Annotated in this window: 10 protein-coding genes; 4 read left to right on the plus strand and 6 right to left on the minus strand. The window is 64.5% G+C overall.

The features are described from left to right. Positions 1 to 2: 2 nt before the first annotated feature. The gene (locus Mschef_RS12350) at positions 3 to 509 is read right to left on the minus strand and encodes a peptidylprolyl isomerase (RefSeq protein ID WP_081128854.1); all 507 of its coding nucleotides are present in this window, start codon (positions 507 to 509) and stop codon (positions 3 to 5) included. A 193-nt stretch (positions 510 to 702) separates the two neighbouring features. Here Mschef_RS12350 and typA point away from each other — a divergent pair, with 193 nt between their 5' ends. The 3 genes from typA (at position 703) to Mschef_RS12365 (ending at position 6,366) form a co-directional block, all read left to right on the plus strand. Next, a complete protein-coding gene (gene typA, locus Mschef_RS12355) occupies positions 703 to 2,532 on the plus strand; it encodes a translational GTPase TypA (RefSeq protein ID WP_081128856.1) in 1,830 nt (609 codons plus the stop codon). A 210-nt stretch (positions 2,533 to 2,742) separates the two neighbouring features. Beyond that, positions 2,743 to 3,522 (plus strand): iron-containing redox enzyme family protein, encoded by a 780-nt coding sequence (locus tag Mschef_RS12360; RefSeq protein ID WP_081128858.1) that lies wholly within the window; start codon positions 2,743 to 2,745, stop codon positions 3,520 to 3,522. Between the two features lie 72 nt (positions 3,523 to 3,594). Next, positions 3,595 to 6,366 (plus strand): putative bifunctional diguanylate cyclase/phosphodiesterase, encoded by a 2,772-nt coding sequence (locus Mschef_RS12365; RefSeq protein WP_081130014.1) that lies wholly within the window; start codon positions 3,595 to 3,597, stop codon positions 6,364 to 6,366. Here Mschef_RS12365 and Mschef_RS12370 read toward each other — a convergent pair. Then, positions 6,326 to 6,883 (minus strand): HdeD family acid-resistance protein, encoded by a 558-nt coding sequence (locus Mschef_RS12370; RefSeq protein WP_168708831.1) that lies wholly within the window; start codon positions 6,881 to 6,883, stop codon positions 6,326 to 6,328. The genes Mschef_RS12365 and Mschef_RS12370 overlap by 41 nt on opposite strands. 54 nt (positions 6,884 to 6,937) lie before the next feature. Between Mschef_RS12370 and Mschef_RS12375 the strand changes: the two genes are divergently transcribed. Further along, positions 6,938 to 7,633, plus strand: coding sequence for a Dph6-related ATP pyrophosphatase (locus Mschef_RS12375; RefSeq protein ID WP_081130015.1), 696 nt, complete (start codon positions 6,938 to 6,940; stop codon positions 7,631 to 7,633). A 179-nt stretch (positions 7,634 to 7,812) separates the two neighbouring features. Here Mschef_RS12375 and ltrA read toward each other — a convergent pair whose 3' ends face one another. The 4 genes from ltrA to Mschef_RS12395 all read right to left on the minus strand — a co-directional run bounded on the left by ltrA (position 7,813) and on the right by Mschef_RS12395 (position 12,564). Next, positions 7,813 to 9,033: a group II intron reverse transcriptase/maturase gene (gene ltrA / locus Mschef_RS12380; protein WP_081128531.1), complete on the minus strand. Its 1,221-nt coding sequence runs from the start codon at positions 9,031 to 9,033 to the stop codon at positions 7,813 to 7,815. A gap of 794 nt (positions 9,034 to 9,827) precedes the next feature. Beyond that, positions 9,828 to 10,397 carry a hypothetical protein gene (locus Mschef_RS12385; protein ID WP_081128862.1) on the minus strand — a complete coding sequence of 190 codons (570 nt, stop codon included), beginning with the start codon at positions 10,395 to 10,397 and terminating at the stop codon, positions 9,828 to 9,830. Positions 10,398 to 10,460: 63 nt separating this feature from the next. Beyond that, complete coding sequence (locus Mschef_RS12390; RefSeq protein WP_081128864.1) at positions 10,461 to 11,309, minus strand: SPFH domain-containing protein; 849 nt, start codon at positions 11,307 to 11,309, stop codon at positions 10,461 to 10,463. 394 nt (positions 11,310 to 11,703) lie between these two features. After that, positions 11,704 to 12,564: a DUF6159 family protein gene (locus tag Mschef_RS12395; RefSeq protein ID WP_081130016.1), complete on the minus strand. Its 861-nt coding sequence runs from the start codon at positions 12,562 to 12,564 to the stop codon at positions 11,704 to 11,706. Positions 12,565 to 12,726 lie beyond the last annotated feature (162 nt).

Consider the following 12,726-nt stretch of genomic DNA (forward strand, 5'->3'; position numbering starts at 1 on the left):
GCTCAACGCGCGTCGAGCACCTTGTTCCACTCGGCCACGCGCGCGGCCTGCGCGGCGAGCACCGCGTCGGCATCGCCTTCCAGGGTGATGCGTTCCAGCTTGTCATCGGCGCGGATGGCATCAACCATTTTCTGATCGTCGGCACCAAGCACCGCGCCGAAGACGGTGTGCTTGCCATCCAGCCACGGCGTGGCCACATGGGTAATGAAGAACTGGCTGCCGTTGGTGCCGGGACCCGCATTGGCCATCGACAGGATGCCGGGTCTGTCATGGCGCAGGTCACTGCGGCACTCGTCCTCGAAGCGGTAACCCGGACCACCACGCCCGTCGCCGTTGGGGCAACCGCCCTGGATCATGAAATCAGCGATGACGCGGTGGAAATTCAAGCCGTCGTAATAGCCACGCCTTACCAGATTGACGAAGTTGGCCACGGTCAGCGGCGCCTTGTCGGCGAACAGTTCGACGCGGATCGGCCCGCGAGCGGTGTGGAAGGTGGCGATCAGTGACATGGGTGGCCTCGCAAGTGGAAATGATGTTCGCGCCAGGCTCGGCACGGGGCGCACACGATACCCGAGATCGCCGCGGACACTGCGGTCAAGCGCGCGCCGATGCTGCAGCGCACCCAATGGCGATGCGAACGGCTACACTAGGCGGCTATTCCACCACCGGCAGGGTCTGCGGCGTATCCGCGGGCGTTCTCGCATGTCCATCGAAAATCTGCGCAACATCGCCATCGTCGCCCACGTCGATCATGGCAAGACCACGCTGGTCGACCAGCTGCTGAAGCAGTCCGGCACGCTCAGCGAGCGCGCCGTGGTGCCGGACCGCGTGATGGACTCGAACGATCAGGAACGCGAGCGCGGCATCACCATCCTGGCCAAGAACACCGCGATCAACTGGCGTGAAAACCGCATCAACATCGTCGATACCCCGGGCCATGCCGATTTCGGCGGCGAGGTCGAGCGCGTGCTGTCGATGGTCGACTCGGTACTGATCCTGGTCGATGCCATGGATGGCCCGATGCCGCAGACGCGCTTCGTCACGCAGAAAGCCTTCAACATGGGCTTCAAGCCGATCGTGGTGATCAACAAGATCGACCGCCCCGGCGCGCGCCCGGATTGGGTACTGAACGCCACGTTCGATCTGTTCGACCGCCTCGGCGCGAGCAACGAGCAACTCGACTTTCCGGTGGTCTACGCCTCGGCGCTGCACGGCTACGCCAGCGATGACCCGGAGGCGCGCGACGGCGACATGACCCCGCTGTTTGAAGCGATCATGCGTCATGTGGCGCCGCCGCAGGTGGACCCGGAAGGCCCGTTCCAGATGCGCATCAGCCAGCTCGATTATTCGAGCTATGTAGGCCTGATCGGCATCGGCCGCATCCAGCGCGGGCGCATACGCACCAACACCGCGGTGACGGTGGTCGACCGCGAAGGCAAGCGCCGCAACGGACGCGTGCTGCAGGTACTGGGCTTTCTCGGCCTGGATCGGCGCGAGGTGCCGGAAGCCACGGCCGGTGACATTGTCGCGATCTCGGGCCTCGAGGGCCTGAGCATTTCCGATACGGTGTGCGACCCGTCCGCACCCGAGGCGCTGCCAGCGCTGACCGTGGACGAGCCGACCATCAGCATGACGTTCCAGGTCAATACCTCGCCGTTCGCCGGCAACAAGGAACACGGTGGCGGCAAGTACCTCACCAGCCGCCAGTTGCGCGAGCGCCTGGCGCGCGAAACACTGCACAACGTCGCGCTGCGCGTGGAGGAAACCGAGGACGCCGACAAGTTCAAGGTATCCGGCCGCGGCGAGCTGCACCTATCGGTGCTGATCGAGAACATGCGGCGCGAAAGTTACGAGCTGGCGGTATCGCGTCCCGAGGTCATCATCAAGGAAATCGACGGCCAGATGATGGAACCTTACGAGCAACTGGTGGTGGATCTCGAAGAGTCCTACCAGGGCGGCGTGATGGAGCGCTTGGGCATGCGTCGCGGCCAGTTGAAGAACATGGTGCCGGACGGCAAGGGCCGTGTGCGCATCGATTACGTCATCCCGGCGCGTGGACTGATCGGCTTCCAGACCGAGTTTCGCACCCTCACCGCGGGCACTGGACTGCTGTTCCACGTGTTCGATCACTACGGCCCGCGCGGCGATGGCGCCATCGCCAAGCGCCCCAACGGCGTGATGATCTCCAACGGCACCGGCCGCGCCCCGCCCTATGCGCTGATGGCGCTGCAGGAACGCGGGCGCCTGCTGGTGGGCGGCGGCGAGGAAATCTACGAAGGCCAGCTGGTGGGCATCCACGCCAAGGACAACGACCTCACCGTGAACGCGCTGCGCGAGAAGCAGATGACCAATATCCGCGCTGCCGGCAAGGACGAAAATGTCTCGCTCACGCCGCCAGTGAAGATGTCGCTGGAACAGGCGCTGGAATTCATCGAGGAGGATGAGCTGGTCGAGGTCACGCCCAAGGGCATCCGCCTGCGCAAGAAAAACCTCACCGAGAATGACCGCAAGCGCGCTTCGCGCACGGGCTGAGCGATTACCGTATCGCATTGCGCCATGCCGTTGTGCACCGCGCATGCACCACGCGTCCATGCCCGGCACGGGCCGGGCGTGTACGTCATGCTCATGTCTCGCCCGCGCTGTTGCGTGCATCACGCTGGATGAAATCGTAGCGTGTGCGTTTGACACAATCGTTCACAATCATGCTATAGCTTGCTTGCATCCACCCCTGAGGAGCGAGCAATGAACAACGAATTTGTGCGTACCGGTGCACTGAAGGATCTGCGCAGTTATCCGCTGTGGGCACAGGAGGTCATGGAAAGCTGCGAACCGGCCAAGCGTGCGGTACTCGAGCATCCGATCTGGGCCATGATGCGCGAGGGCAGCCTGTCCGACGCTGCGATGCAGCGTTTCATCCTCAGCGCCTGGCCGGTGATCGAGCAATTCCCGCAGTACATGGCCATGAATCTGCTCAAGGCGCGCTATGGCCGCAGCCGTGGCGAAAACATGGCGCGGCGCTGGCTGGTGCGCAATATCCGTGTAGAGCAAAACCACGCCGATTACTGGCTGGACTGGTCCGATGCCGTTGGTGCGCCACGCGAAGTGGTGCTCGGCGACAATGCCGCCGCGCCCGAGGCCGGCATCCTCAGCCACTGGTGCTGGCAGGTCAGCGCCAGCGACACCCTGGCTGCCGGCATGCTCGCAACCAACTATGCGGTGGAAGGCATCACGGGTGAATGGGCGCAGCTGGTCACCCAGGACGACATTTATGCCTATGGATTCGAGGCGCGCATTCGCGCCAAGGCGATGCGCTGGCTCAAGTTGCACGCCGAGTATGACGATACCCATCCTTGGGAAGCATTGGAAATCGTCAGCACGCTGGTCGGCCCGCACCCCAGCCCGGAAACGACCAATCACCTGCGACGCTGCGTACTCAATACCTATGTCTACAAACGCATTGCCCTGGAACATTGCATGCAGGCACAGCAGCGCAACACCAGCGTGCAGGCGGTTGCGGCCTAAGTTCCCGCTTTGCCATCATCTCCGCCGCGGCGCAATCGGGTACCGTGGCGGCGTTGGTGGAGAATGATGGGCATGCGCAAGATCGACCCGGACCCGCGACCGCTGCCGTTGGAGCAGCAGTTGCGTCCGTTGCTGGTCAGCATGATCGCGATCGTGATGCTGGTGCTGCTGTTGACCTGGTTTGCCCTGCAGGTGCAGGTTGCCGTCGCCGGGTTCCTCAATGGCGAGAGCATCTGGTCGAAGGCGCAGAAGCAGGCCATCATCGAGTTGTATGCCTACGCCACGCATGGCGATGCTCGGAATTTGCGCGGGTATCAGGACAACATGCGGGTCGTCATGGCTGATCGCGCCGGGCGCGATGCCGTGGCCGGCGCGCACCCGCAACCCGCGCTGGCCCGACGTGCATTCGCCAGTACCGGTGCCCTGCCGCAATCCATCCCGCTGCTGGTCTTTGCCATGCAGCATCTCGCTGCAGCGCCGTATATCAGCACGGCGTTGCGCAGCTGGCGCGCCAGCGACCCCGCCATGGATGAATTGCCGGGCATCGCGCAGCACCTGCAGGCGCTGTACGCGCAGCCGCATCCCTCGCCCATCGAAACCAGCGTCGAGGCCGCGCGCATCCTGCGGATCAATGCCACCGTGGCGCCGCTGGCCGATACATTTTCTAGAAGCATCGCCCTCGGCGCAGCCTGGTTGGCGCGCGTCCTGTTCTGGTCGATGTGCAGCGCCACGCTGCTGATGCTGGCGATCTGGTTGTACTTCGCGCGGCGCACCCTGCGCGCATTACGCGGCTCCGAATCGCGCTATCGCACCCTGCTGGACGGCGCGCACGACGCCATCGCCGTGGTCGATGCCGGCAGCGGCCGCATTCTCGAAATCAACCAGGCCGCCGAGCACATGATCGGCGGCAGCCGCCAGCAAATCAGTGGCCGCCTCTTCGCCAGCCTGTTCCCGGAGGGCCTGCCCAGGCTTGACGACGCGGCCGCACCCAGCGCGCATGCCGACGTGGCGCTGGCCGGCAACGGCGATCGCGTGCGCCATGTCGCCATCAGCCTCAGCCGCAACCAGTGGGGAGAGCGCGCCGTGCAACTGGCCATCATGCGCGACATGACCGAGCGCCTGCGCATGGAGGAAGACCGTCGCGTCGCCGCAGAAGCGCTGGCCAACATCGCCGAAGGCGTGCTGATTGCCGATGCCGAGCGCCGCATCATCAGTGGCAACGCCGCCGCCGAGGCGCTGACCGGATACAGCGTCAGCGAACTGATCGGCACGCCGCTGGACGCGCTGCGCAGCCAGTCGACTGGTGCTGCGCTGGATGTCGCGTTGTGGCAGGAAGTCGCCTATGTCGGTCACTGGCAAGGCCGCGTGCAGAGCCGGCGCAAGGACGGGCGCACGTATCCGGAACGACTCAGTCTGAGCGCGATCCGTGCCAGCGACGGCACGCCGCACCGTTATGTCGCGGTGTTCGACGACATTTCCGAATCCGAAGCCTATCAGCGCCAGCTTGAACACCTCGCCCTGCACGATCCCCTGACCGGGTTGCTGAATCGCGCCGCATTCGAGCAGGAGGCCGCGCGCCTGCTGATCGATATGCGCCGCCACGGACGTGGCGCAGTTATGCTGTTCCTTGATCTGGATGGCTTCAAGGCGGTCAACGACAGCTACGGGCACGCCTTCGGCGATCAGTTGTTGCAGCAGGTCGGACAGCGTCTGCAAAACCAGATCGCCGGGCAGAACCGCGCCGGTCGCATCGGCGGCGACGAGTTCACTTTGCTGCTCTTCGATCCCGGCTCGCGCGACGAGGCCCTGCCCGTCGTGCGCAAGCTGCTGCTGTTACTCAGCGAACCTTTTCATGTGCTCGAACACGAGATTTTCCTGTCCGCCAGCATTGGCGTCTCCAGCTTCCCCGAGGATGGCGACGATCCCGCCACGCTGATCGCCAATGCCGATGCGGCGATGTATTCGGTCAAGGCCGACGAGCGCAACAGCTATCGCGTCTATACCAAGGTCATGCAGGCGTCGACGCGCACGCGCCTGACTCTGGCCGGGGAATTGCGTCAAGCCATCGCGCGCGGCGAGTTTCATCTCGTCTACCAGCCCAGCCTCGATTTGCGTACGCGCAAGCTGATCGCGGTGGAAGCATTGCTGCGCTGGCAGCACCCCGAGCGCGGCGAAATCTCACCGGCCGAGTTCATCCCGCTCGCCGAAAGCCTGGGCATGGTACGTGCGGTGGGCGCATGGGTGATCGACGCGGCCTGCCGACAGATCCGCGCCTGGCTGGATGCCGGCCTGCCGATGCTGCGCGTGGCGGTGAATATTTCGGCCAGCCACCTGCGTCATCTACAGTTCGTCGAGGATCTGCGCACCACGCTGCAGCAGCACCGCTGCCCGCCCGAGGCGCTGATGATCGAGTTGACCGAAAGCGCGATTCTGCACATCGGCGAGCGCTCACGGCACACGCTGGCGGCGTTGCACGAGCTCGGCATCGGCGTGGCCGTGGACGATTTCGGCACGGGTTACTCGTCGCTGGCCTATCTCAAACTGCCGGCGATCCGCACCATCAAGGTCGACCAGTCCTTCGTCAATGGTCTGCCCGACGACGCCAACGACGCCGCGATCACGCGTGCCATTCTGGCGCTGGCGCAAAGTCTCGGCCTGGAAGCCATCGCCGAGGGCATCGAGACCGAACCGCAGCTTGCTTTCCTGCTCGCGGCAGGCTGTCTAGAAGGCCAGGGCTACCTGTTCGCACGCCCGCTGCTGCCGGATGCCATCGCGGCGCTTCTGGCAGAGTCCCGGATGCCGCCTACATCAGGCGCTGCGCCGAACGCCGCAATGCCAGGGTGAACATCAGGCCGCTGATGCCATTGACGATCAACACCGCGCCCAGCAGCGTACCCAGCGCCCACGCGCTGCTGGCCGGCCAGCCCAGGCCGATCATCAATCCCAACACGATGCTGACGACACCATCGATCAACAACCAGCGCGCGCCCTGCGCCGGCCGATGCCGATACCAAGCCAGCAGGCGCAGCACGCCACCGGTGAAAAAAACGACTGCCAGCACCAGGGTCATGCTCACCAGCGCCAAGCCCGGCACATACACCAGATACAGTCCTGCAGCCACGTACAACAATCCCAGCGCCACGTGCACTGCACGGCTCTTGGCGCGATGCGCGTGGAAGGCGGCGGCGACATGGAACATACCGCCGATGACCAGCAGCCACGCAATCACCAGCGCGGAAATGAATCCGGCCGCCAGCGGCAGCGCGAAGGCCAATACACCGACGATGATCATCGCCAGCCACAACACGATCCAGCCAATGCCGCGCATGCCATGTCCTCCAAGGATCAATCCGGTAGACATGCTGCGGCACGCCATGCGCGCGCGTCAATGCGGTTGCGCACCAAGCGGCTTGCGATGAGCGCGCCGCGTCCTGTCCTGCTGGCGTGGAGCGGCGGCAAGGATTGCCTGATGGCACTGCAGCGCCTGCGCGCCGATCCCGCCTGGCGCGTGTGCGGCCTGCTGACCACGGTGACCGGCGCGTTTGATCGCGTCGCCATGCATGGCATCCGCCGCAGCGTGCTGCACGCGCAGGCTGCCGCGCTGGCTCTGCCACTGCTCGAATCGGTACTGGACTGGCCGGCCAGCAACACCAGCTACGCACAAACCTTCGCCGCCAGCCTCGAACAGGCGCGCGTTGCCACGCCCGATTTGGCGCACATCGCCTTCGGCGATCTGTTTCTGGCCGACGTGCGCGCGTGGCGCGAAGAACTGCTGGCCGACCTGGGCTGGAAGGGTGTCTTCCCGCTGTGGGGGTCGGATACCGCGGCGCTGGCGCGCAGCTTCATTGCTGCCGGGCACCAGGCAGTGCTCACCTGCGTGGACACCACCCAGCTCGACGCCGACTTCAGTGGCCGCGCCTTCGATGCCGATCTGCTGGATGCCCTGCCCGCCAACGTCGACCCTTGTGGCGAGCACGGCGAGTTCCACACGCTTTGCCACGAGGGCCCACTGTTCGCCCAAGCCTTGCCGATCCGGCGCGGCACTACGCTGCTGCGCGAGCAGCGCTTCCAGTACACCGACTTCGAGCTCGCCGACCACCCGGCAGGCTGAATCACTCCGGAGTCAGCAATCACGGGAACAGATTCAGTAGCAGGCGGCTCGAAGTTTGAATGATCCTTACAGGCTCGTCATCCCTTCGCTCGATAGGGGTCGGGAAGGCTCATCACCTCCCCGCCCTCCGAACCGTGCGTGCGGTTCTCCCGCACACGGCTCTCCAGTGGGTGGTTGCTTCATCGAGATCGGCACGCCAAGGCATGGGCTTGGGTTAACGTGAAAAGCCCCTGCTGAGCGAAGTAGCTATTGGGCCAGCGCTGATGGTCCTCGCGGGTGTGACCGTGCCCACGCCGACCCTCGTATGCACGAAGGATAGAGCGCAGACGCCGGCGGATAAACCCGTCGAGCTTGCTGAAAGTGATCCGGTGGGCATGCCTGAAGTACTGGTACCAGCCCCGCAGCATCGGGTTGATCTGGCTGATGATGCTCGCCAGCGAACGCCCCTTGGTACGCGGCGTGTGCTGTCGAATTTTGTCCAGCATCGCGTTCCAGCTCTTCGTGCGTACCCGGCGTTGACCGGCCTCGAACCGATAGCCCAGAAACTCGAACCCGCGGCCTACCTGTCGGCAGTCGCCGACGTGGGTCTTGTCCGGGTGCAAGGTCAGCTCGTGGGCGTCCACCCACGTGCCAATCTCGGCCAGCGCACGTTGCGCCTCATCCGCGGTCTGACACAGCACCACGAAGTCATCGGCATAACGCACCATCCGATAGCCGCCTGCGGCCATCGTCTCGTCGAGCCCATGCAGGTAGATATTGGACAACAGCGGACTGATCACCGCACCCTGCGGCGTACCGCCCGTGGGGATCCAGCGTTCCAGTCCCGCCATCACTTCCTGCTTGAGCCACGATTCCAGCAAGCGCAGTACGCGGCCATCCGCGATCTGCTCGCGCACCCGCGCCATCAGACCGGCGTGCGGAATGCTGTCAAAGTAGCCGGCAAGGTCGGCATCCACCACATGGCAATACCCCGCCCGCAGCAGTGCATCCACCTCCCGCAGCGCACGCTTGGCACCGCGGCCGGGCCGAAACCCGTAGCTGTGTGCGCAAAAGAGCGACTCGAAGATCGGCTCAATCACCAGCCGTACCGCCGTTTGCACCACGCGATCCTTCACCGTCGGTATCCCCAGTGGACGGGTTTGGCCCCGCCCTTTGGGAATCTCGACCCGCCTGATCGCTTGGGGCCGGTACGTGTCACTGCGCAGCGCCCTCGCCAGCTCGTCGAGGTAGCGCTCGGCATGGGCCGCGAACGCGTCCACACTTTGACGATCCACCCCGGCCGCTCCGCAATTGCGCACCACCCGTCCCCACGCCGCTTGCAGCGTCGCCGGACGCATCACCTTGTCCATCAGGCTGAACCATTTTCCTCCCTTCACGCCGTTGTCCAGCGCTGCCAACATTCGGTCCGTCCATACCGAGGCTTCCACCCAACTCCAATCGCGAGTCTGGGTATCTTCATCGTGCTTAGCCGTTACCGGCACTTGCGATGAGTTTGCGTGCATCGTTCTCAACCTCCCGAATCCACCTTCCTGCCTCCCTTCCCTCCACGCGGTTTTGCTAGCCGCGCTTCGCGGACCTCAACTCAAGATCCTGCGGTACTACGAAGGCTCTGACTCCCGCACCCGTTCACATCGGGCGCGGGTCTCCCCGCTTACTGCATCGCACCTTCCCAATGTTCCGTCCCCAACCACACGGTGTGCCCGATCATCGCTTTGACAGCCACCTCAGCGTGATCGGTGAGTTCCAGGCTTCGCCATGAATGAGCAGGCTCGCCGCAACACCCCGCCGAAACGGGTTCGCTTTACTACGGACCATCAGTTCGCTTCCGGTTGCTCTCCACCCCGCCTCTCAGCGACGCAGTTACCTTCAACTACAGGGCCTGTGGCTTGCCCCGACGCGGATTTGCACCGCGCTGATACGATGCCCTCACGGGCGCACTCATCCCCGCGCAGGCGGGGATCCAGTGACTTCGGGGAGCGTGGATTTCCGCGCCAGTCTTCACGGAGGCAGGCTCTGCGCGGAGATGACAGCCTGATCGTTTTCGATATTTGCGCTGGATGCCCGCTGTGCACCGGAGCGACGCAGTCGGATCGAGGAGCCCGGCCACGCCCACCAAACTGCCGACTAGCGGCTACCGATTCCTGAGATAGCCATGCGGATGTTCCGGTCAGCACTGGAGAAAGTCATGGCGAAATCAGCCGGCCAGCGCCGAGAGCACCTGCTGACGCTGCGCCAGGCCGCTTTCCAGGCCCGACTGCGCGAGCAAGTCCGGCATCTGCATCGCCAGCGCGGCGGCATCGCCCTGCGCCAGCGCGGCATCGCTGAAACCCTTGGCGGCCAGCACCAGCTCGCCATCGACACTGACCAATTGCTCGAGCGTGTCGCGCTCGTTGCGGTGACGCTGGTTGATGCGATCCATCTCGGGCACGCCGACGGTGCGCACGCGCAGTTCCAGCGCCTCGATCAACTGCTGGGCCCGTTGCATCTGCTGCACACTGGCCACCGCCGCGGCATCCGCGTAGGGGTGCTCGCGCGTCGGTTCCGGCAGGTGCTCGCGGCGCCATGCACGCTCCAGGTCGGCCAGATGCGCGCGCGCGGCAACCAGCATCTCGCTGATCTTGGCGCGCACCAGCAAATCGTCTGCGCGCAGCTGGTTTTCCTTGCGGTAGAAGTTGTAGCCCCAGCCGTAGAACAGGTTCGACAGAAACTGCTTGGTCGAACCCGCGCTGTCGATGGGATTGGCGACGGCCTTGAACTCGGTCACGGTGTGCTCTCCATGGAAGCCGCGCGCGGACCGCCGCGCATGTGGCGGTCCGCATCGTCCAACTCAGGGTTTGCCGGTCAGCGGCGCGGAAGCATCGCCCGATGGGATCGGGTAGGTGCCCATGGTGGCGCCACCGATCTGGAACGGCGTGCCGCAGGCCGCATTCGGCGCCGACACCAGGCCCTTCTCGGCCATCTTCAGGGCCGTGTAGTAGCGCACCGCCTCGATCTCGCTGAGACCAAACGCGCGCAGCGAAATCAGCTCGCGCATGCGCTCGTCCTTGGGCAGCACCAGCACCTTGGCGTCGTTCAGGGTGATTCCGTACACCGCCAGAAAGGCGCTCATGTGCTCCTTCACCAGTTCCACGATCTCGTGGATGTGCTCGTTGATGTGCTCCATCGGCGTCACCTGGATCACCTGGTTGATCGCCTGTTCCACCACCGGACCGGCGTAGCTCGCCACTTCCTCGGCCTTGATGTAGTGCCCGCCGAAAGGCATGTGCGTGGTCAGCTTGAGCGCATCATCCTTGCTGTCCACGTGGATGTAGTAATCCACGGTGTAGGTCATCTCGGCCATCTCGGCCGAGGTCGCCACGCCGGTATTGCGTACCAGCAACTTGGCGCGATTGACGTACAGAACTTCGTACTGCCAAGGTGAATTGCCGCCGAAGAAACCGGTGACGAAACCACCGAGTAGCGGCTTGTCCGGGGTCTGCACCGGATACTGCCCGGTGTCATAGACGGCCAGCACCGCGCCGCGCGATTTCAGCACCGCGAAATGGTTGGCTTCGACCGTCAGCAGACTGCCGGAAACGATGCTTGCATCGGGATAATGAAAGCCGAGGATGTCCGGCCCCATGATGTCGGTGCCATCGTCCTTCAATGTGGAAATCACTTGCCGCGTCAGTGCCATGCTCGGTCCTTGGTTGCGGGCCGCGCAGTGCGCGGCGTGGGAGGCCGGCAACGGCCCCGATAGCGCCCGTCCGCTGGCGCGATGTCCGCGCCGGTCTGCGACGGGCGTGGCATGTGACCGGATGAAACGCGCAGAGTTCAACCGTTCTCGAGACCCCGCGCACTGCGCGTTGACGCCATGGCCATCACGATCGGGATACGCACGCCACGTTGCGCAGCCGCAGCGCATGCATGACGTCCATGCAGCCGAGACCATTCATGAAAAATCAACAACCCAAGGGCTGGACTCGCAGTCCGGCCCCGGTTCATATTTCACACGATGCAACCGGGCCAGACCATCGCCGCGTCGAGGCGCGGGTCACACCACCCGCTCTGCAAGCGGGGCGGCATCGCGATCAAGCCTTGACGCGAAACGCCTGCGCCAGCGTCGTGGCCTCGAAACCGTCGCCGGCGCTGCCGACGGTGGCATAGCGGTACAGCGCGGCGGAATAGATGCCCTGCAGCGCGCTCTGGATCAGTCCAAGCAGGATGAAGGCCAGCACGAACACCGCCGCCACGACCCCGTTCACTGCGAGTGAATGCGAGCCGCTCGCCAGAAACATCGCGCCGCCCAACAACGCGATGGCCACAAACAGCACGCCGAAGGCCATGCTGATCCCGGCATTGCCGATCAGGTTTTCGCCCCAGGTGCGGCGTAGCAGCTTGGCGCTTTCCTTGACCGCTTGGGCAGGTCCGAGATCAGTCGCTGCCAGGATCGGCACGACCAGAAAAGTGGCCACGGTCCAGGCAACGCCGAGCAGGCCGATGACCCAGCGGCCGATCAATCCGGCGCGTTGCTCCAGCGCGCGCAACAGCATGCCCACCGTGGCGGCGATCAGCGCATAGCCGAGTATGGCGGGCAACCGGCTCCACGCCAGGCGCAGGCCATCGGCGAGGGTCGGGTTATCACCATCCAGACGCATCATCGCTGCTCCCACCAGGGCCGTGTTGAAAAAGAAGATCACCGTGTACTGGCACAGGTAGAACAGGAACAGAAGCGCATATCCGGCGACGCCAAACCCGCCGCCGGATCGGGCAGTGACATCGTGCAGATGCGCCAGTCCGCCCGTGGCCAGCAATGGCAGCGCGAAACTGGCGACCACCAGCAGCGTGGCCACACCCGACAACAGCGGGAACACGAGCAACTCGCGGTCGCTCCTGAGCACCGCAGCGCTCGCCTTGACCAGTGCCCAACTGGTTGCAAATTTGCCTGCCATGATCGTGTCCCCGATGGATTCGCCCTTGCGTTTTAGCATCGCGCGATGACGCTTGCCAGAGGCATGTGCCCGGCGGCGCTTGCGCGTGTCATGGCTCCGACAGCTTTGCCAGAAAAATCATGCCAACGCGCACGGAACAAGCGCGGAGCCATCCTCATGGAC

Source organism: Metallibacterium scheffleri (assembly GCF_002077135.1).
GTDB lineage: Bacteria > Pseudomonadota > Gammaproteobacteria > Xanthomonadales > Rhodanobacteraceae > Metallibacterium > Metallibacterium scheffleri.

Coding starts and splice junctions, on each gene's coding strand:
- Mschef_RS12350 (WP_081128854.1), bottom strand. CDS start 509: ATGTCACTGATCGCCACCTTCCACACCGCTCGCGGGCCGATCCGCGTC.
- ltrA (WP_081128531.1), bottom strand. CDS start 9,033: ATGTTGGCAGCGCTGGACAACGGCGTGAAGGGAGGAAAATGGTTCAGC.
- Mschef_RS12375 (WP_081130015.1), top strand. CDS start 6,938: ATGAGCGCGCCGCGTCCTGTCCTGCTGGCGTGGAGCGGCGGCAAGGAT.
- Mschef_RS12360 (WP_081128858.1), top strand. CDS start 2,743: ATGAACAACGAATTTGTGCGTACCGGTGCACTGAAGGATCTGCGCAGT.
- Mschef_RS12370 (WP_168708831.1), bottom strand. CDS start 6,883: ATGTCTACCGGATTGATCCTTGGAGGACATGGCATGCGCGGCATTGGC.
- Mschef_RS12390 (WP_081128864.1), bottom strand. CDS start 11,309: ATGGCACTGACGCGGCAAGTGATTTCCACATTGAAGGACGATGGCACC.
- Mschef_RS12395 (WP_081130016.1), bottom strand. CDS start 12,564: ATGGCAGGCAAATTTGCAACCAGTTGGGCACTGGTCAAGGCGAGCGCT.
- Mschef_RS12365 (WP_081130014.1), top strand. CDS start 3,595: ATGCGCAAGATCGACCCGGACCCGCGACCGCTGCCGTTGGAGCAGCAG.
- typA (WP_081128856.1), top strand. CDS start 703: ATGTCCATCGAAAATCTGCGCAACATCGCCATCGTCGCCCACGTCGAT.